This window comes from Streptomyces sp. NPDC086777, from assembly GCF_040702065.1.
Classification (GTDB): domain Bacteria; phylum Actinomycetota; class Actinomycetes; order Streptomycetales; family Streptomycetaceae; genus Streptomyces.
On the sequence record NZ_JBFBJI010000038.1, the window covers coordinates 22,129 to 38,433 of the forward strand.

The window sequence follows — 16,305 nt, forward strand, 5'->3', positions numbered from 1 at the left end:
CACCGCACGCCCCACCGACCTCACGTCCGCGCCCCCCGCCGGATGCGGGTCTGCTCGCGTCAACACTGTCATACGGGGGTGGGCCGGACGGGCGGTCAGGGTGGGTTCGGCACCGCCGGACACCCCCGTGGGAGCTGCCCACCGTGGCGGCGGGTGCCGGGGAGCCGATGCGTTCGAACAGCGTGCGCGGTGCCGGCCCTTCGGATCCGGCGCAGCAGCGCTCCGACACGGCGGTGGTGTCCGGCGGTGCCGAGCCCACGTCCGCCCGGCCGGCAGGGCGCGGCCCTAGCGTCCGTCGTAGCCCGCCGTCGGCATCGAGAGCCTGCGGTGGACGCGGGCCTTCATCTGGGCGTCGTAGCACGGCTCGGCCCGGCCCACCGTCTCCACCCGGACCCCGCGTCGCGCGCACTCCGCCATGAAGTCCTCGACCGACGACAGGGCACTCTCCAGGACCCGCCTGCTCGGGGCGACGAAGACGTCCAGGCCGGGCCGGACGCCGGTCCACAGCGCGCTGTGGTCCGGGCGCAGCCCGCGGACCAGCAGCTCGCGGGCGATGACGTAGCCGTGTTCCACGGCCCAGCGCGCGCACATCGCGTGCTGGCTGCGGGAGTCGACCAGGAAGGGGTCGATCTCCAGTTCCTCCAGGGGTGTCAGACTCGCGATCGCGGTCACCCGCACCGACGCGAGCCCGCCGGAGGTACCCCGCACCTGTCCCATGGCGTCCCCCTCACCTCCGGGTTTCGCCGCCGACCCTACTCCTGCACGTAGGCTTCGGGGAGTCGCGCGAAGGAGGCAAAGAGGTGCCGGTGGAGATCACCTGGTGGGGTCACGCCACCTGCACGATCGAGGATTCGGGCATGCGCCTGCTCACCGATCCTCTGTTCGCGCGCCGGCTCGCCCACCTGCGGCGCCGCCGGGGCGCCCCGCCGCCCTCCGCGGCCCGCCGCGCGGACCTCGCGCTCGTCTCCCACCTGCACGCGGACCATCTGCACGTGCCCTCGCTCGCCGGGCTCGCCCCGGGCACGCGCCTGCTCGTGCCCCGGGGCGCACCACGGTCGGTCCCCGCACTCCGCCGCCTCCGTCAGCTGCGGATCACCGAGGTGGACGTCGGCGACGAGATACGCGTCGGCCCGCTCGTGGTCCGGGCCGTGCCCGCGCTGCACGACGGCCGCCGGCTGCCGGTCGGACCCCACCGCTCGCCCGCCCTCGGGTACGTCGTCGAGGGCGCGGCGCGCACGTACTTCGCCGGGGACACCGGGCTGTTCGACGAGATGGCCGGTGCGGTCGGACCGGTGGACGTGGCGCTGCTGCCGGTCGGTGGATGGGGCCCGTACCTCGGGGAGGGCCATCTGGACGCCGGGCGGGCGGCACGGGCGCTGGCGCGGCTGGCGCCGAGCAGCGCGGTGCCGGTGCACTACGGGACGTACTGGCCGATCGGCATGGACGGGGTGCGCCCGCACGAGTTCCACGCGCCCGGCGACGAGTTCGTGCGCCTCGCGGCCGAGTACGCGCCGCAGGTGGCGGTGCACCGGCTCGGCCACGGGGAGAGCGTGCGGCCGGAGGTCGCGCGGTGAGACCGCTGGTGCTCATGGCCCTCGCCGCCGGCTCCACCGCGGCGACCTCGTCGTCGACCGAGTCGGCACAGCAGGCGATCGGGTATCCGACGTTGTTCCTGCTGGTGCTGATCGGGGCGTTGCTGCCGGTGGTGCCGACGGGGGCGCTGGTGAGTTCGGCGGCGGTGGTGGCGTTCCATCAGACGGCGCCGTTCGCGCTGGCGCTGGTGTTCCTGACGGCGTCGCTGGCGGCCTTCCTGGGGGATGCGACGCTGTACTGGCTGGGACGGCGGGGGCTGCGGTCGAGGAACGGGTCGCGGTGGCTGGAGGCGATACGGTCGCGGGCACCGGAGGAACGGCTGGAGCAGGCGCAGGAGAAGCTGGCCGAGCACGGGGTCGCCGTGCTGGTGCTGTCCCGGCTGGTGCCGGCCGGCCGGATACCCGTGATGCTGGCGTGTCTGCTGGCGGAGTGGCCGTTGCGGCGGTTCGCGCGGGGGAACGTGGCGGCGTGCCTGGCGTGGGCGGTGACGTATCAGGTGATCGGGATTCTGGGTGGGTCGCTGTTTCCGGAGCCGTGGGAAGGGGTGGTGGCGGCGGTGGGGCTGACCGTTGCCATCAGTGTGGTGCCCAGTGTGTGGCGGCGGGTCCGGGCTGCCGGGTGACGTTGCGCGTGGCGGGTGCGTCGTGGTCGCGCGCGCGGTTCCTCACCCAGCCCGGGGCCGGGGATACCCCCGGCGCTCCTTACGGCGCGCTCCACTCCAGTGTCTTCGAAGCTCCCACCGGCAGGTCCCACAGGTCCTCCCGGGCCAGCTCCGCCTTCTCCCAGGCCGCCCGCACCCGCGTCAGCGGTTCCAGGACCGGCTCTGCCGAGAGGATGAAGGTGCCCCAGTGCATGGGGGCCATCCGCCTCGCCCCCAGGTCCTGCGTCGCCCGTACCGCCTCCTCCGGGTCGAGGTGGACGTCGCTGAGCCACCAGCGCGGGTCGTAGGCGCCGATGGGCATGAGGGCGAGGTCGATGCCGGGGTAGCGGCTGCCGATGCGGGAGAACCAGTGGCCGTAGCCGGTGTCGCCGGCGAAGTAGACGCGACCGCCGTCGGGGGCGGTGAGGACCCAGCCGCCCCAGAGGCTGTGGCAGGTGTCGGTGAGGGTGCGCTTGGACCAGTGGTGGGCGGGGACGAAGTCGAAGCGGACCCCGGACAGTTCGGCCGCCTCCCACCAGTCCAGCTCGGTGACGGTGGTGAAGCGGCGGCGCCGGAACCAGCGGCCGAGCCCGGCCGGCACGAACACAGGTGTGTCGCGCGGGAGACGGCGCAGGGTGGGGGCGTCCAGGTGGTCGTAGTGGTTGTGGCTGATGACGACCGCGTCGACGCGCGGCAACGTCTCCCAGGGGACTCCGACCGGGGTGACGCGGGCGGGGGTGCCGAGGATGCGACGGGACCAGACCGGGTCGGTGAGGACGGTCAGACCGCCGATCCGCAGGACCCAACTGGCGTGTCCGGCCCAGGTGACGGCGACGGTGTCGGTGTCCGTGCGGGGCAGCGGGCCCGGTTCGCAGGGCAGTCGGCCGACGTCGGCGAGGCCCTCGCGGCCGGGGCGGACGGAGCCCTCGCGGGCGAACCGGGCCATGGCCTTGAGGCCGGGCAGCGGCGCGGTCAGGCGGTCGTGGAAGGTCCGCGGCCAGACGCGGAGTTCGCCCAGCGGGCGGGGGTCGGCGAGCGGCGGGAACGGCGGCGTGCGCAGAGCGGTGTCGGCTTCACCGATCGTCGTGGCGGGCGTCGTGGGGGCAGTCGTCGTGGACCCTGGCTCATGCGTCTGCTGCGTCATCGAGGAGGCTCCCATCGCTGAGCGTCGTCGCGGAGATCGTCGAGTACCGACTCCAAGGACATCAACGCGCGTTGCACGTGTGGCAGTTCCAACGGTGCGGGTGACGTGAGGCATTCCAGGCGTTCCGCGTCGGTGCCGCCGAGCAGCGGGCCGGTGGCGAGCCGGACCCGCAGCGCGCCGAGGTCGTCGCCGAAGCGGTGGCCGCCGGGCGCGGGCATGCCGAGACGGACGGTGAGGAAGTCCTCCAACTCCTGCGCGTCGCCGACCCCGTGGGCACCGAGCGCGGCGCGCAGCGGCTCCAGGTCGGCGTACAGGTGCCGGCCGGCCTGCGGGGGCCGGGCCAGCGCGCCGCCGGCGACGACCGCGGCGTGCGCGGCGGCGGCCACGCGCGCGTGCAGCCGTACGACGGCCTCCCGGCGCGCGGTCACGGGTCCGGGCTCCTCCAGCGCGTACCGCGCGGCGACCGCCACCGGTCCGGCGAGGCGGGCGCCCAGCGCCGTGAGGATGTCGAGCACACGTGCGTGCAGGGCCGTACCGGTGGCACCCTCCGGGAACCGGGCGACGGCGGCGGGCCAGCCGGCCGGCAGCAGGGCGCCGGCCAGGTCGGTGACGACGGTGACCCGGTCCGGGAGCATCTCGGCGGGGCTGAGCAGCACCGTGACGTCCGGGGCGTGCAGGGTGTCGCGCCAGGTCTCGTCGCTGACCAGGTGCAGTCCCGCGGCGGTCGCGGCCTCCACGGTCTCGTGCAGCAGTTCGGGCGGGGCGACGGTGGCGGTGGGGTCGTCGGCGACGGAGAGCACGAGCAGCCGGGGGTCGCCGCCCTCGTCCCGGACCCGGCGCACGGTCTCCAGCAGCGCGTACGGGTCGGGGGCGCCGCCGGACTCGGCCGGGGTGGCCACGTGGAAGACGGGCCTGCCGAGGAGCCGGGCGTACGGCGCCCACCAGGCGGCGCAGGGACGCGGCACCAGGACGTCGCCGCCGAGCGCGGCGGTGAGCGCGAGGAGCAGGGCGGGGGCGCCGGGTCCCGCGGCCAGCCGGCCGGGCGGGGCGAACAGCCCGCGGCGTTCCCAGTGGCCGCGGGCCGCGTCCAGCAGCGCAGGTCCGCCGCCGACGGGTTCCTCCGCGCCCAGGTTCGCGGCGGCGGCCAGGACGGCGGCGAGCTCGGGCAGGACGGGCAGCCCGTCGTCGGGCAGCGGCGGGCCGTAGCGGACGGGTCCGTGGCCCTCGGGGGACGCCGGTCCGCGCTCCTGCGTGGCGCCGCCGTCCGCCGGTCGGTGGGCCCCGGGATCCGTCCGCCGCATGTCCGCCTCCGCGCAGTCCGTGGTGCCGTGTGCTGTCCGGTCCGGGTGGTGCGTAAGGTGCCGGAGCGGTCGCTCCGGGTTACCCGGCGGCGGCCCGGTCAGCCGTCCGCGCCGGACCTCCCGGCCCACGGGCGGTACACCCGCCCGCCCCACAGCCGGTACGCGGCGCCGCAGCAGGCCGCGGCGATCAGCATCGCGCCCGCCACCAGCGCCGGTACGGACGTGTTGTAGGCGCCCCCGTCCCCGGCCGCCACGCCGTGCTGCACACCCGTCGCGGCGCAGGAGCCGTCACCGCCCCGGGCCGCGCCGCACTCCTGCGCGCCGACGCCCCCGCCGTCGCACGACTGCTGCCCTCCGGAACACGGCCGTTCGCCGTTCCCGTGCGGGACGTCACCGTCCTCTCCTCGGGGGTCCGCGGCACCGGCGTCACCGCGGGCGGCCGCGTCGCCGTCACCACGGTCGCCGCGGAGGGCCGTGCCGTCGTCGCCGCGGTCACCGGGAGAGGCCGTACCGACGTCCCCGCGGACGCCGCTGCCCTCGTCGCCGCGGGCCGTCACGCCGTCGTCGGCGCGTGCGGCCGTTCCGCCGTCCCCGCCGGTGAGGGTCCCGCCGTCCACCGGGGCCACCGCGCCCTCGTCGATCCGCGGCACGCCCCCTCCCCCGGTCTCCGGCACGACCCCACCGCCGGCCTCCGGCACGACCCCACCACCGACCTCCGGCACAGCCCCACCACCGACCTCCGGCGGGGCCCCGCCGCCGCCCTGGAGGAAGGTGCCGCCGCCCGGGGCAGCCGTAGCGCCGTCGTCCGGTGTGACGGCCGGCCGCGCGTACCAGGTCCGTTCCTGCTGCCCGCCCGGCGCCGCGCAGTTCCCGTCGGCGGGCAGGGTGCCGTCCGGCGCGGCGCCCGCCGCGTCCCCCTCCGTGTAGGTCGCCGGCCGGCCGTCGGCGGCCGTCGCGCAGGTCACCGGGACGGTGACGACGGCGCCGGGCCGGGCGCTGCCGGGGCCGATCTCCGCGGCGGCCGCGGCGGCCGTGCCGGTGGCGCCGAACGCGGCACCCGCCAGGACGGCGACGGACAGGGTGCGAACGGTGCGGCGCATGCGGGGAGCTCCTTGCACGGACGACTCGGAGGCACGGGGCCCGTACCCCCGCAGCCATCACAGCCCGGCCCACGCCGGGCCGCGCGCGGCCGGACCCATTCGCGGGACACCCGTCCCCTTTCGGGTGACGTCACGGCCGTGCCGCGGCGGGTCGGGAACGGCCGGGGGGGATCCCCGTGTCGGTCACCTGTCGCCGGGTACGCGGTCCGCACCCCGTGACGTACCTGGAGGGAGAACATGCAGCGAGCCGGTGACCGGCCGAACGTGCACCGGGACGACGTGCACCGGGACGACGAGATGAAGCACGAGCTCCAGGGCCTGCTCAGGTCCGGGCATCCGACCCGTACCGAGGACTGGAACCACCCCGGACCACCGGCCGAGGACGATCCGGAGGTGTACCGCGGTGCGCTGGTGCCGGGGACCGGTGAGCGGCCGGCGCCGGAGAGCGTACGTCTGGAGTTGTGCCGGTCCCTGACCCGGCACGACTTCCCGGCGGCGGCGCGGGAGCCGGCCGGCGTGCTGGGGCGCAGGAACGCCCCCGACACCCTGGTCGAGCGGGTCTCCCGGCTGCCGCGCTCGGCTCGCTACGGCAGTCTGCCGGTCCCCGACGAGGCGGTGACCGGCGGGGAGTGAGCGGGGCTCGGGGACCGAAGGGACGAAGGTGCGCGCCGGCGGGCTCCCGCCCGTCGGCGCGCCTCGGAAGGGAGTGAGCATCATGCGTGTCGCTTTTCTGTCCGCGCCCGAGGGCGTCGAGCAGGTGGAGCTGACCGAGCCGTGGAAGGCGGTCGCCGGCGCCGGGCACGAGCCGGTGCTGGTGTCGACGGAGCCGGGGCGGATCCAGGCCTTCGACCACCTGGACAAGGCGGAGACGTTTCCGGTGGACGAGGTGGTCGGCGAGGCGTCGGCGGACTCGTTCGGGGCGCTCGTACTGCCCGGCGGGGTGGCGAACCCGGACTTCCTGCGCACGGACGACAGGGCCGTGGCGTTCGTGAAGGGCTTCTTCGACGGCGGCCGGCCGGTCGCGGCGATCTGCCACGCGCCGTGGACGCTGATCGAGGCGGACGTGCTGAGCGGCCGGACGCTGACTTCCTGGCCGAGTCTGCGGACCGACATCCGCAACGCGGGCGGCACCTGGGTCGACGAGCAGGTCGAGGTCTGCGACAGCGGCCCGAACAAGCTGGTCACCAGCCGTAGGCCGGACGATCTCAAGGCGTTCTGCGAGGCCTTCCTCGACGTGCTCGCCGAGTAGTCCGCGACCGGGCGGCCGGCACCGGAGCGCGTGGCCTCAGCCGGCGGCGGCGCCCGGCCTGGCCGTCTCGGCGCAGTTCCGCTCCCGGGCGCCCTCGCGCGTCCGGCCTGCGGCGACGACACGGCGCGGGTTGCGCCGCAGGTACTCGCCCTCCAGCTGGGCCATGCGCTCGTTGTGGGCGCGCAGCGCGTCGTTCGAGCCGTACAGCAGGGTGTCGTGGCGCGTCCGGTGGATGGTCTCCAGCTCCTTCATGAGCTGCTGGTCGTCCAGCCGGCTGGGGTCGACTCCGGTCATGGTGGTACCCCGCTCGTCGTGTGGGTCCCGGCGGTCCGGATTCCTGCCTCCACTGTACGAACATCCGGGGGCGCGGGCCTCCCTGGGGCGCCGGCCCGCCGCCCGGCCCTACCGCGCCCGCTCCACCCGGCGTTCGTCCCACACCGGCTCCGCGGTCTCGCGGACCCGGCCGTCGCTGCCGAAGACCAGGTAGCGGTCGAAGGAGCGGGCGAACCAGCGGTCGTGGGTGACGGCGAGCACCGTGCCGTCGAAGGCCTCCAGACCTTCCTGGAGGGCCTCGGCGGACTCCAGGTCCAGGTTGTCGGTCGGCTCGTCCAGGAGTAGTGCCGTCACCCCCTGCAGCTCCAGCAACAGGATCTGGAACCGGGCCTGCTGGCCGCCCGACAGCCGTTCGAAGCTCTGTTCGGCCTGCTGGGTGAGTTCGTAGCGGCGCAGCCGGGACATCGCAGCGCCGCGGTCCTGGGAGTGCTCCGTCCACAGGATGTCCAGCAGGGTCCGGCCCTCCAGCTCGGGGTGCGCGTGCGTCTGCGCGAAGTGCCCGGGCACCACGCGCGCGCCCAGCTTCCACTGCCCCTCGTGCGCCACCTCCTCGCCGGCCAGCAGCCGCAGGAAGTGCGACTTGCCGGAGCCGTTGGAGCCGAGGACGGCGACCCGTTCGCCGTAGAAGACCTCCAGGTCGAAGGGTTTCATCAGGCCGGTGAGTTCGAGCTGTGCGCAGGTCACGGCCCGTACGCCGGTACGGCCGCCCTTGATGCGCATCCTGATGTCCTGCTCACGCGGCGGCTCGGGCGGCGGCCCGGCCTCCTCGAACTTGCGCAGCCGGGTCTGGGCCGCCGCGTACCGGGACGCCAACTCGTGCGAGATGGAGGCGGCCTGACGCAGGCTCAGCACCAGCTTCTTCAGCTGGGCGTGCTTCTCGTCCCAGCGGCGGCGCAACTCCTCGAAGCGGGCGAAGCGCTCGCGACGGGCCTCGTGGTAGGTGGCGAAGCCGCCGCCGTGCACCCAGGCGTCGGCACCGGTCGGCGAGGGCTCCACGGAGACGATCTTCTCGGCGGCGCGGGCGAGGAGTTCCCGGTCGTGGGAGACGAACAGGACCGTCTTGCGGGTCTCCTTCAGCTGCTGCTCCAGCCAGCGCTTGCCGGGGACGTCGAGGTAGTTGTCCGGCTCGTCGAGCAGCAGCACCGCGTCGGTGCCCCGGAACAGCGCCTCCAGCACCAGCCGCTTCTGCTCGCCGCCGGAGAGGGTGCGCACCTGCCGCCACTGGGCCTTCTCGTACGGCACCCCGAGGGCGGCGGTCGTGCACATGTCCCAGAGGGTCTCGTGCTCGTAGCCGCGCACCTCGGCCCAGTCGGCGAGGGCCTGCGCGTACTTCAGCTGGGCCGCCTCGTCGTCGACGGTCATGAGGGCGTGCTCGGCCGTGTCGACGGCCTGCGCGGCCGTGCGGATGCCGGGCGGCGCGACGGAGACGAGGAGATCGCGTACGGTCGTCTCGTCCCGTACGGAGCCGACGAACTGGCGCATCACGCCGAGGCCGCCGCTGACGGTGACGGTGCCGCCGTGCGGCTTCAGCTCGCCGGAGATCAGCCGCAGCAGGGTGGTCTTGCCGGCGCCGTTCGGCCCGACGAGGGCGACGGCGGCGCCCTCGCCGACCCGGAAGGACACGTCGCCGAGCAGGGCCCTCCCGTCGGGGAGGTAGTACTCGAGGTGCGCGGCTTCCAGGTGTCCCATGGTCAGCGATTCTGCGGGGAACCCGCGGCCGGGGGCAAACCGTTATCGGGCCGACACTTCGGCTGCGGGCCCGGTGGGGGCGGGTCGGCAGCTCCCCGCGCCAGCCCCTGACGGGGCGCTGCAGCGAGGGGCGCCCCGGACGCGCCCCGAAGGGGCGCGGGGAACTGCGCGAGCAACCACGACGCACCCGCGCCCGAAAGTCCTCGGCGGCCGCCTACTCCACCGGCTCCCCCGCGGGCCCGCTCGCCCCCGTGGGCCCGACTACGGCGCCCTCCCAGGACAGGGCCTTCCAGCCGTCGGACGGGGAGCCCTCCAGGATCACCACGCCCGTGTTGCCGAGCGGGCGGGAGGCGGCGTAGGGCACGTCGACGTTGTCGGCGCGGGCGGCGGTCCACAGGCGGATCACGGCGCCGTGGCTGACCATGGCGACCGTCCCGGCGCCACTCGCGGTGGCCTCGGCGACCACCGCGTCGTAGCGGCCCAGGACCTCGTCCCCGGTCTCCCCGCCGGGCATGCGCGGCGCGGTGTCCCCGGCCGCCCAGGCGAACACGGTCCGCATGTACTTCTCGCCCCCCTCGGAGTGGCCGGGCAACATCTCCAGGTCGCCGGCGAAGACCTCGCGGATGCCGTCGCGGACGACCGGGTCGAGACCCCGGGCCGCGGCCAGCGGGGCGGCGGTGAGCTGGGTGCGGGTGAGGGTGGAGACGTAGAGGGCCTCGATGTCCTCGCCGGCGAGGGCTCCGGGCAGGGCAGCCGCCTGCTGCTCGCCGAGGGCGGTCAGACCGGGACCCGGTACCGCGGTGTCGAGGAGGAAACCGACGTTGGTCGGGGTCTGCCCGTGACGTATGAGGAGCAGGCGCATCCAGGGGGTCCTCTCACTCGGCTCACTCGTCCGCACCGCGGCCGGCAGGAAAGTGCCACTTCAGGGTAACCGGACCGGCATGAGCCCAGACGTCGACCTCACCGTCCCGAAGCCCGGCCGGCACGCGCTGCGCGACCGGCTGCTCGCCCTCGACAGCCGGCTGTTCGAGATCGCCGCCGAGCGGAACTGGCCGTTCGCCGAACCGGTGCTGCCCCGGCTGAGCCGGAGCGCCAACCACGGAGTGCTGTGGTTCGCGACGGCCGCCGCGGTGGCCGCGACCCGCACGCCCCGGGCCCGCCGGGCCGCCGCCCGCGGCCTGGCCTCGCTCGCCCTGGCCTCCCTGACCATCAACACCCTCGGCAAGCGCTCGGTGCGCCGACCGCGCCCGCTCCTGGACCCGGTGCCCGCGGTGCGGCACCTGAAGCGGCAGCCGATCACCACCTCGTTCCCGTCCGGGCACGCCGCGTCGGCGGCGGCCTTCGCGGCCGGGGTCGCCCTGGAGTCGCCGGCGTGGGGCGCGGCGGTGGCGCCGGTGGCGTTCTCCGTCGCCATGTCCCGGGTGTACACGGGCGTGCACTTCCCGAGCGACGTGCTCGCGGGAGCGGCGCTGGGGGCCGGTGCCGCGTTCGCCGTGCGGGCGCTGGTGCCGACCCGGGCGCAGACCGGTCCGCCGCCCCGGCCGCGCGCCGCGGCCCCGGCGCTGCCCGGCGGGGAGGGGCTGGTGGTGGTGGCCAACCGGGCCTCCGGCAGCGCCGACCGGATGCGGGTGCTGCACCGCGAGCTGCCGGAGGCGGAGCTGGTGGAGTGCGAACCGGGCGAGGTGAAGGACGAGTTGGCCAAGGCGGCGCTGCGGGCGCGGGCGCTCGGGGTGTGCGGCGGCGACGGCACCGTGAACGCGGCGGCCGAGATCGCCCTGCGCCACGGGCTGCCGCTCGCCGTGCTGCCCGGCGGCACCCTCAACCACTTCGCCCACGACCTGAGCGTGGAGGACGGCCGGAGCATCGGCCGGGCCGTGCGCGAGGGCGAGGCGGTCCGGGTGGACGTCGGCCGCTTCACCTCCGGTGGCCTGACCGGGATCTTCCTGAACACGCTGAGCCTGGGCGTCTATCCGGAGCTGGTCCGGGAGCGGGAACGCTGGGCGCACCGGATCGGCGCCTGGCCCGCCGAGGTGCTGGCCGTGCTGCGGGTGCTGCGCACGGACCGGCAGCCGCTCCAGGTGGAACTGCGGGGCGAGACCCACCCGTTGTGGCTGCTGTTCGTCGGCAACTGTCTCTACCACCGGCTGGCCCTGACCCCGGGCCGCCGTACCGACCTGGCGGACGGGCAGCTCGACGTACGCGTGGTGCACGGCGGCCGGCATCCCGCGCTCCGCCTGCTCTCCGCCGCCCTCGCGGGCCCGCTCACCCGGTCCCCCGCCCACGCCGAGGCCCGGGTGAGCCGGCTGCGCCTGACCGGCATCGCGGCCGGCACACCGCTCGCGTACGACGGGGAAGTCACCGACGTGACGGGCGAGATGACCGTGGAGAAGCTGCCGGAGGCGCTGACCGTGTACCGGCCGCTGCCCTGACCCGCCCAGCCGTTCATGACGAACCGTCAGTCCACATCGTAAAACACGGATCTCATCATTCGGCGTGTGAGCGTAGCGTTGCGGATACCGCGGGACGGGGCCGTCCGGCCCCGTCCGCCGGTGTGACGCGAAGGGGTCGAGCCATGTCGAAGCCACAGGAGACCGCCGTCTACACGCACGGTCACCACGAGTCGGTGCTGCGTTCCCACACCTGGCGCACCGCCGCCAACTCCGCCGCCTACCTGCTCGGTTCGCTCAAGCCCCACATGCAGATCCTGGACATCGGCTGCGGACCGGGGACGATCACCGCCGACCTGGCGGAGCTGGTCCCCGACGGCCATGTGACCGGCGTCGACCACGCGCCGGGCATCCTGGAGCAGGCCCGCGCGACGGCCGCCGGACGCGGCCTGACCAACGTGGACTTCGCGGTCGCCGACGTGCACGCGCTGGACTACCCGGACGACACCTTCTGCGTGGTCCACGCCCACCAGGTGCTCCAGCACGTGGGCGACCCGGTACAGGCGCTGCGCGAGATGCGCCGGGTCACCAAGCCGGGCGGTTTCATCGCCGTACGCGACTCCGACTACGCGGCGATGACCTGGTACCCGGCGGTGCCCGGCCTCGACGACTGGTCGGAGCTGTACCGGCGGGTGGCCCGCGCCAACGGGGGCGAGCCGGACGCGGGGCGGCGGCTGCGGTCCTGGGCGCTGGCGGCGGGGCTGACCGACATCACGGCCACCTCCGGGACCTGGACGTACAGCACGGACGAGGAGCGGGCCTGGTGGGGCGGGCTGTGGGCGGACCGTACGGTCGCCTCCGCCTATGCCGAGCGGGCCACGGAGGGCGGTCACGCGACCACGGAGCAGCTGGCGGCGGTCTCGGCGGCCTGGCGGGACTGGGCGGGACGGGAGGACGGCTGGTTCGCCGTACTGCACGGAGAACTTCTGTGCCGTAAGTGAGCCTGTTTCGCGGGTTTCGGGAAACCCGCTTTGCAGGAGGTTCACACAATGGTTCCCATCCTGCTGGTACTGCTTCTGGTCCTGATTCTCTTCGGTGCCGGATTCGCGGTGAAAATACTCTGGTGGATCGCGCTCGCCGTACTGGTGATATGGCTGCTCGGATTCCTGGTCCGGGGCACCACCGGGGGCGGCGGCAGGGGTCGCTGGTACAGGTGGTGACGGCACCCGCCGGTGGCGGCGGAGTCAGTCGCGCGGCAGCAGCGGTCCCAGCGGCCCGAGGTCCAGGTTCAGGTCCTCGGGCCGCAGTCCGTAGCGGTCGCGCAGCTCGGCCATGCGGTCCTCCAGCAGCATCAGCGTGAGCCCGATGCGCTCCTCCTGCTGTTCGGTGAGGTCCCCGGTGTCGAAGCGGCGCAGCGCCTGCCGTTCCATCAGCTGGCGCAGCAGCTCCACCACGGTCAGCACGAGTTTCACCAGATCGCGCTCCACCGTGTCCGGGTCGAGGTCCAGCCGGTTGCGGTGCTCGTTCACGTCTGCTCCCCCCAGGGTGCGGGAACCCGGGCGCCGACCGAGCTGATCAACGCGTTGAGATCGATGCGGACGAGGTCGACGTCCGCGATGCGCAGGGTGACGTCGCCGGTGATGACGACCCCGCCGGCCAGCAGCCGGTCGAGCAGGTCCACCAGGGCGACCTCACGGCGTTCGACGACGGTCACCGCCGCTCCCCCGCTTCCACCGGCTCGGTGAAGGAGTAGGCCGCCCACGGACCGGTGAGTTCCACCCGGATGTCCGGCGCCTCGTCCTTCGTACGGTCGACCAGTTCCACGAATTCCTCGGAATCGGCGCGGGAAACCAGATAAGCGGCATTGAGCAGGTTCTGTCCGGACACCCCGGAAAGGACCGCGTTCTGCGGGGGGTGCAGCCGGGAATCCTCGGCGCGCCGGGAAAGCCGCTCGTGCAGCGCACGCGCGAATTCCTCGGCGGCCCGCCACTTCTCCTCGTGTGCGTGGGTGTCGGTCCGCCGCTGCCGCAGGTAGTCCCGCCCGCTGGCGGGCCGGCCGGCCGGCCGGGGCGGCTGCTCGGGCGGGTCGGCGTAGAGCTTCACGCCCCACTCGACCCGCCCTTCCAGCCGGTCGAGGACGTGCAGGAAGTCGGCCTCGCGGGCCTCCATCATGGTCCGTACGCCGCTGTCGTCCCGGAAGACCGTGGCCAGCCGGAGCGGCAGCGGCGTGGTGACCGTGGTGAGTGCGTCGATCACGCCCTGGTGGGCCCGGGCGGTCGCGGCCAGCCAGTCCAGGTCCTCCAGGTGGTCCCGCAGCGGCCCCTCGGCGAAGTCGCCCTCCGGGACCGTACTCACGACGGCGACCAGCCCGTGGTGCCTGAGCAGCCCCGGCGGGGTCCCGCCCACACCGCTGAGCTGTGCCTGGAGCGCCGCCTCGAACGGACGGCAGACGGCGTACACGTACCGGAGCCCGCCCTGTGCGGTCATCTGTCCTCCTCCTGGCGCTGCCCGCGGCCGGCCTCCAGTGCCTCCAGGGCGGCCAGCCGCTCCCGCAGCTCGTGGTTCTCCCGGGTGAGCTGGTCGCGCCGGGCGCGGGTGGACAGCTCCGGGTCGTGCTCCCACCAGTCGATGCCCATCTCCTTCGCCCGGTCGACGGAGGCGACGACCAGACGGAGCTTGATGGTGACCAGTTCGATGTCGAGCAGGTTGATCCTGATGTCCCCGGCGATCACGATGCCCTTGTCCAGGACGCGCTCCAGGATGTCGGCGAGGTTGGCGCCCCCGCCGTCACGTCCGTAGGGCTCGGGCAGCCGGCCGGCCATCGTCATCGACGGCTCCGGGAACCGGCGTAAGCTTCCTCGTCCTCCGGCTCTTCCTCGTCCTCGGTCTCCTCGGTGTCGGTGTCCTCGTACTCGCCCTCGGGCTCCTCCTCGCCCTCGGCCTCGTACTCCTCATCCTCCCCCTGCTCGGCGTCCTCCGCCTGGTCGTAGGGCTCCTCGTCCTCGCCCTCGTACGACTCCTCGTCCTCGTACGACTCCTCGTCCGCCGCCTCGTCCTCGGGCGCGTTCTCGTCCTCGTTCTGCTCCTCGGCCTCGTTCTCCTCCTCCTCGGCCACCGCGTCCTCGTGGCTCTGGACGACCTCGCCGTCGCGGATCTCGCCGCGCCAGCCGTCGTCGACCTCTCCCTTGATGGAGATGTGCCGGGCGTAGTGCTTGAGGTCGAGACGGGCCCGGCGGCCCGAGGCGCGCCACACGTTGGCGGTCTTCTCGAAGAAACCGCTCGGGTAGTACTCGATCACCAGGAGCACCCGGGTGAGGTTGTCGTCGAGCCGGTGGAAGGTGACGACGCCCTTGTGGCTGCCCTTGGCTCCCTGCGCCGACCACTGGATGCGGTAGTCCGGGACCTGTTCGACCGTCTTGCCCTTCCAGCTCCGGCTGGACCACCAGATCTTGCCCTGCCAGTCCGACGAGGTGTCGTCGGCACGGCTGGCGCTCTTCACGCCCTTGGCGAAGGTGCTGAAGTCCTGGTAGCGGGTCCACTGGTCGTAGGCGGTGCGCACCGGCACGCCGACGTCGACCGACTCGATGATGACGGTCGGCTTCTGCCCGCTGCCCTTGCCCTTGCCCTTGCCCTTGCCGCCCCCCAGGCCCTTCACCTTGTCCATGACGGTGTCCTTGGCGTGGGTCAGGCCGAGCTCCAGTGCGGAGCGCACCGGACCCTTGCCTTCCGCGACCTTGCGGCCTGCGTCGAGTGCGAGCTTGCCGAAGCCGGGGCTGTTGCCCTCGGCGATGTCGTTGAGCTTGCCCGTGGCGTCGCCGAGCTTGCGCCCGGCGCCCGCCAGCAGGCGTTCGGTCTGGGCGGCGAGGTACTCCTGCACCTCCGCCTTCAGGCGTTCCGCGGCCTCGGAGTGGGCCGCGTCCGTGAGCGGTCCGCTGTTCATCGGTCACCGCCTCCCTTCGACCGGGCCCGGCCGGCCGTCTTCTTGACAGGCGCCCGGCCCTGCGCCGCCTTCTTCGCCGGCGCCTTCCTGGCAGGCGACTTGGCGGACGCCTTCTTCGCCGGTGGTTTCTCGGGGGCCTTCTTCGCGGGGGCCTTGCGGGCCGGCGCCTTCCGGTCGGACCGCTCCTCGCGGTCGTCCTCGGCCGTGTCGCCTCCTGCCTTGTCGCTCCCGGCCCTCTCCTCCGGCTCCTGGTCCTCCTCCGGCTCCTGATCCTCCTCCGGCTCCTCGTCGTCCCGGCCGCCGCCGGCGTCGGGCACGACGCCCGCCAACTGGTCACGCACCTCGGCGGTACGGCCGTGCAGCCGGTCGGCGAGCGAGCCGAGCTGCCGATCGACCATGGCGCCGGAGGCGGCCTTGCCGACCCCGCGCAGATCCTGGCGCAGCTGGTCGCCGATCTCCTTGAACTGCGGATTGTCGCGCAGTTGCTGGTTGGCCAGGTCGAGCACCCCCTTCGGGGTCAGGTTCAGCTTCTTACCGGCCACCAACGACCCGACGGCGAGAGCCAGTTTCAGCTTCTTGGTGCGGCCCAGCAGGTATCCGGCCCCGATCGCGAGGCCCAGTCCCATGCGGTTCATGTATGCGTCCCATTGCCATGCCCCGCGTCGTTGCGCAGGGCGATCTCCAGCCGGTCGAGGAGTTCGTCCTCGGCTTGGTCGAACTCCTCCTCGTCGATCTCGCCGGCTACCAACCGCTCTTCCAGCCGGGCCAGTTCGGCCCGGATCGTGGCGGGGTCGTAGTAGATACGCTCCGCCTCCTGCACCACCTGCCCGATGGCCCAGGCGCTGCCGCGCACCGGCGCGAAGGGCAGTAGCAGCAGCTCCTTCACCAGTCCCATGGGTGCCTGCTCCTTCTGGTTCCCGTCCCCGCCG

At 74.0% G+C, this 16,305-nt stretch carries 21 protein-coding genes; 7 read left to right on the plus strand and 14 right to left on the minus strand.

Annotated elements, in window-relative coordinates; genetic code table 11:
* Positions 1 to 285: 285 nt before the first annotated feature.
* A complete protein-coding gene (locus AB0472_RS36585) occupies positions 286 to 717 on the minus strand; it encodes a hypothetical protein (RefSeq protein WP_366363138.1) in 432 nt (143 codons plus the stop codon).
* A gap of 83 nt (positions 718 to 800) precedes the next feature.
* On the opposite strand from AB0472_RS36585, the gene AB0472_RS36590 reads away from it, so the two are divergent.
* On the plus strand, positions 801 to 1,574 hold the full coding sequence (locus AB0472_RS36590) for an MBL fold metallo-hydrolase (RefSeq protein ID WP_366363140.1): 774 nt from the start codon (positions 801 to 803) through the stop codon (positions 1,572 to 1,574).
* 14 nt (positions 1,575 to 1,588) lie between these two features.
* Positions 1,589 to 2,215, plus strand: coding sequence for a VTT domain-containing protein (locus AB0472_RS36595; protein ID WP_366363240.1), 627 nt, complete (start codon positions 1,589 to 1,591; stop codon positions 2,213 to 2,215).
* 79 nt (positions 2,216 to 2,294) lie between these two features.
* On the opposite strand, the gene AB0472_RS36600 is transcribed toward AB0472_RS36595, so the two are convergent.
* The 3 genes from AB0472_RS36600 to AB0472_RS36610 all read right to left on the minus strand — a co-directional run bounded on the left by AB0472_RS36600 (position 2,295) and on the right by AB0472_RS36610 (position 5,778).
* Positions 2,295 to 3,377: an MBL fold metallo-hydrolase gene (locus AB0472_RS36600; RefSeq protein ID WP_366363142.1), complete on the minus strand. Its 1,083-nt coding sequence runs from the start codon at positions 3,375 to 3,377 to the stop codon at positions 2,295 to 2,297.
* The gene (locus AB0472_RS36605) at positions 3,374 to 4,678 is read right to left on the minus strand and encodes an aminotransferase class I/II-fold pyridoxal phosphate-dependent enzyme (protein ID WP_366363144.1); all 1,305 of its coding nucleotides are present in this window, start codon (positions 4,676 to 4,678) and stop codon (positions 3,374 to 3,376) included. Before AB0472_RS36605 ends, AB0472_RS36600 begins: the two co-directional genes overlap by 4 nt.
* 98 nt (positions 4,679 to 4,776) lie before the next feature.
* Positions 4,777 to 5,778, minus strand: a complete 1,002-nt coding sequence (locus tag AB0472_RS36610; protein WP_366363146.1) for a hypothetical protein — start codon at positions 5,776 to 5,778, stop codon at positions 4,777 to 4,779.
* Positions 5,779 to 6,015: 237 nt separating this feature from the next.
* Between AB0472_RS36610 and AB0472_RS36615 the strand changes: the two genes are divergently transcribed.
* Together AB0472_RS36615 and AB0472_RS36620 are read left to right on the plus strand one after the other, a co-directional pair.
* Positions 6,016 to 6,411: a hypothetical protein gene (locus AB0472_RS36615; RefSeq protein ID WP_366363148.1), complete on the plus strand. Its 396-nt coding sequence runs from the start codon at positions 6,016 to 6,018 to the stop codon at positions 6,409 to 6,411.
* Between the two features lie 82 nt (positions 6,412 to 6,493).
* Positions 6,494 to 7,027, plus strand: coding sequence for a type 1 glutamine amidotransferase domain-containing protein (locus AB0472_RS36620; RefSeq protein WP_366363150.1), 534 nt, complete (start codon positions 6,494 to 6,496; stop codon positions 7,025 to 7,027).
* 36 nt (positions 7,028 to 7,063) lie between these two features.
* On the opposite strand, the gene AB0472_RS36625 is transcribed toward AB0472_RS36620, so the two are convergent.
* From AB0472_RS36625 to AB0472_RS36635, 3 genes are all read right to left on the minus strand, one after another.
* Positions 7,064 to 7,321, minus strand: a complete 258-nt coding sequence (locus AB0472_RS36625; protein ID WP_366363152.1) for a DUF6158 family protein — start codon at positions 7,319 to 7,321, stop codon at positions 7,064 to 7,066.
* Between the two features lie 108 nt (positions 7,322 to 7,429).
* Positions 7,430 to 9,049, minus strand: coding sequence for an ATP-binding cassette domain-containing protein (locus AB0472_RS36630; protein WP_366363154.1), 1,620 nt, complete (start codon positions 9,047 to 9,049; stop codon positions 7,430 to 7,432).
* A 214-nt stretch (positions 9,050 to 9,263) separates the two neighbouring features.
* Complete coding sequence (locus AB0472_RS36635; RefSeq protein WP_366363156.1) at positions 9,264 to 9,911, minus strand: histidine phosphatase family protein; 648 nt, start codon at positions 9,909 to 9,911, stop codon at positions 9,264 to 9,266.
* Between the two features lie 79 nt (positions 9,912 to 9,990).
* On the opposite strand from AB0472_RS36635, the gene AB0472_RS36640 reads away from it, so the two are divergent.
* The 3 genes from AB0472_RS36640 to AB0472_RS36650 all read left to right on the plus strand — a co-directional run bounded on the left by AB0472_RS36640 (position 9,991) and on the right by AB0472_RS36650 (position 12,656).
* A complete protein-coding gene (locus AB0472_RS36640; RefSeq protein WP_366363158.1) occupies positions 9,991 to 11,478 on the plus strand; it encodes a phosphatase PAP2 family protein in 1,488 nt (495 codons plus the stop codon).
* A 143-nt stretch (positions 11,479 to 11,621) separates the two neighbouring features.
* The gene (locus tag AB0472_RS36645; protein WP_366363161.1) at positions 11,622 to 12,437 is read left to right on the plus strand and encodes a class I SAM-dependent methyltransferase; all 816 of its coding nucleotides are present in this window, start codon (positions 11,622 to 11,624) and stop codon (positions 12,435 to 12,437) included.
* A gap of 48 nt (positions 12,438 to 12,485) precedes the next feature.
* Positions 12,486 to 12,656, plus strand: coding sequence for a hydrophobic protein (locus AB0472_RS36650; protein ID WP_366363162.1), 171 nt, complete (start codon positions 12,486 to 12,488; stop codon positions 12,654 to 12,656).
* A 24-nt stretch (positions 12,657 to 12,680) separates the two neighbouring features.
* On the opposite strand, the gene AB0472_RS36655 is transcribed toward AB0472_RS36650, so the two are convergent.
* From AB0472_RS36655 to AB0472_RS36685, 7 genes are read right to left on the minus strand one after another with little or no spacing between them, the layout of a single operon-like run.
* Positions 12,681 to 12,965, minus strand: coding sequence for a gas vesicle protein K (locus tag AB0472_RS36655; RefSeq protein ID WP_366363164.1), 285 nt, complete (start codon positions 12,963 to 12,965; stop codon positions 12,681 to 12,683).
* Positions 12,962 to 13,150, minus strand: coding sequence for a gas vesicle protein (locus AB0472_RS36660; protein ID WP_366363166.1), 189 nt, complete (start codon positions 13,148 to 13,150; stop codon positions 12,962 to 12,964). Before AB0472_RS36660 ends, AB0472_RS36655 begins: the two co-directional genes overlap by 4 nt.
* Positions 13,147 to 13,923: a GvpL/GvpF family gas vesicle protein gene (locus AB0472_RS36665; protein WP_366363168.1), complete on the minus strand. Its 777-nt coding sequence runs from the start codon at positions 13,921 to 13,923 to the stop codon at positions 13,147 to 13,149. The genes AB0472_RS36660 and AB0472_RS36665 overlap by 4 nt, the downstream gene beginning before the upstream one ends.
* The gene (locus AB0472_RS36670) at positions 13,920 to 14,264 is read right to left on the minus strand and encodes a gas vesicle protein (RefSeq protein WP_351959904.1); all 345 of its coding nucleotides are present in this window, start codon (positions 14,262 to 14,264) and stop codon (positions 13,920 to 13,922) included. Before AB0472_RS36670 ends, AB0472_RS36665 begins: the two co-directional genes overlap by 4 nt.
* Complete coding sequence (locus AB0472_RS36675) at positions 14,261 to 15,376, minus strand: SRPBCC family protein (RefSeq protein WP_366363170.1); 1,116 nt, start codon at positions 15,374 to 15,376, stop codon at positions 14,261 to 14,263. The genes AB0472_RS36670 and AB0472_RS36675 overlap by 4 nt, the downstream gene beginning before the upstream one ends.
* Positions 15,373 to 16,011: a DNA primase gene (locus AB0472_RS36680; RefSeq protein ID WP_366363172.1), complete on the minus strand. Its 639-nt coding sequence runs from the start codon at positions 16,009 to 16,011 to the stop codon at positions 15,373 to 15,375. The genes AB0472_RS36675 and AB0472_RS36680 overlap by 4 nt, the downstream gene beginning before the upstream one ends.
* Positions 16,008 to 16,271, minus strand: coding sequence for a gas vesicle protein GvpG (locus AB0472_RS36685; protein WP_366363174.1), 264 nt, complete (start codon positions 16,269 to 16,271; stop codon positions 16,008 to 16,010). Before AB0472_RS36685 ends, AB0472_RS36680 begins: the two co-directional genes overlap by 4 nt.
* Between the last annotated feature and the right edge of the window lie 34 nt (positions 16,272 to 16,305).

Bases quoted from the DNA above. Each gene is read 5' to 3' on its own strand.
- AB0472_RS36600 (WP_366363142.1), bottom strand. From the start codon at position 3,377: ATGACGCAGCAGACGCATGAGCCAGGGTCCACGACGACTGCCCCCACG.
- AB0472_RS36630 (WP_366363154.1), bottom strand. From the start codon at position 9,049: ATGGGACACCTGGAAGCCGCGCACCTCGAGTACTACCTCCCCGACGGG.
- AB0472_RS36645 (WP_366363161.1), top strand. From the start codon at position 11,622: ATGTCGAAGCCACAGGAGACCGCCGTCTACACGCACGGTCACCACGAG.
- AB0472_RS36595 (WP_366363240.1), top strand. From the start codon at position 1,589: ATGGCCCTCGCCGCCGGCTCCACCGCGGCGACCTCGTCGTCGACCGAG.
- AB0472_RS36615 (WP_366363148.1), top strand. From the start codon at position 6,016: ATGCAGCGAGCCGGTGACCGGCCGAACGTGCACCGGGACGACGTGCAC.
- AB0472_RS36625 (WP_366363152.1), bottom strand. From the start codon at position 7,321: ATGACCGGAGTCGACCCCAGCCGGCTGGACGACCAGCAGCTCATGAAG.
- AB0472_RS36635 (WP_366363156.1), bottom strand. From the start codon at position 9,911: ATGCGCCTGCTCCTCATACGTCACGGGCAGACCCCGACCAACGTCGGT.
- AB0472_RS36605 (WP_366363144.1), bottom strand. From the start codon at position 4,678: ATGCGGCGGACGGATCCCGGGGCCCACCGACCGGCGGACGGCGGCGCC.
- AB0472_RS36610 (WP_366363146.1), bottom strand. From the start codon at position 5,778: ATGCGCCGCACCGTTCGCACCCTGTCCGTCGCCGTCCTGGCGGGTGCC.
- AB0472_RS36585 (WP_366363138.1), bottom strand. From the start codon at position 717: ATGGGACAGGTGCGGGGTACCTCCGGCGGGCTCGCGTCGGTGCGGGTG.
- AB0472_RS36685 (WP_366363174.1), bottom strand. From the start codon at position 16,271: ATGGGACTGGTGAAGGAGCTGCTGCTACTGCCCTTCGCGCCGGTGCGC.
- AB0472_RS36640 (WP_366363158.1), top strand. From the start codon at position 9,991: ATGAGCCCAGACGTCGACCTCACCGTCCCGAAGCCCGGCCGGCACGCG.
- AB0472_RS36680 (WP_366363172.1), bottom strand. From the start codon at position 16,011: ATGAACCGCATGGGACTGGGCCTCGCGATCGGGGCCGGATACCTGCTG.
- AB0472_RS36650 (WP_366363162.1), top strand. From the start codon at position 12,486: ATGGTTCCCATCCTGCTGGTACTGCTTCTGGTCCTGATTCTCTTCGGT.
- AB0472_RS36665 (WP_366363168.1), bottom strand. From the start codon at position 13,923: ATGACCGCACAGGGCGGGCTCCGGTACGTGTACGCCGTCTGCCGTCCG.
- AB0472_RS36670 (WP_351959904.1), bottom strand. From the start codon at position 14,264: ATGACGATGGCCGGCCGGCTGCCCGAGCCCTACGGACGTGACGGCGGG.
- AB0472_RS36675 (WP_366363170.1), bottom strand. From the start codon at position 15,376: ATGAACAGCGGACCGCTCACGGACGCGGCCCACTCCGAGGCCGCGGAA.
- AB0472_RS36620 (WP_366363150.1), top strand. From the start codon at position 6,494: ATGCGTGTCGCTTTTCTGTCCGCGCCCGAGGGCGTCGAGCAGGTGGAG.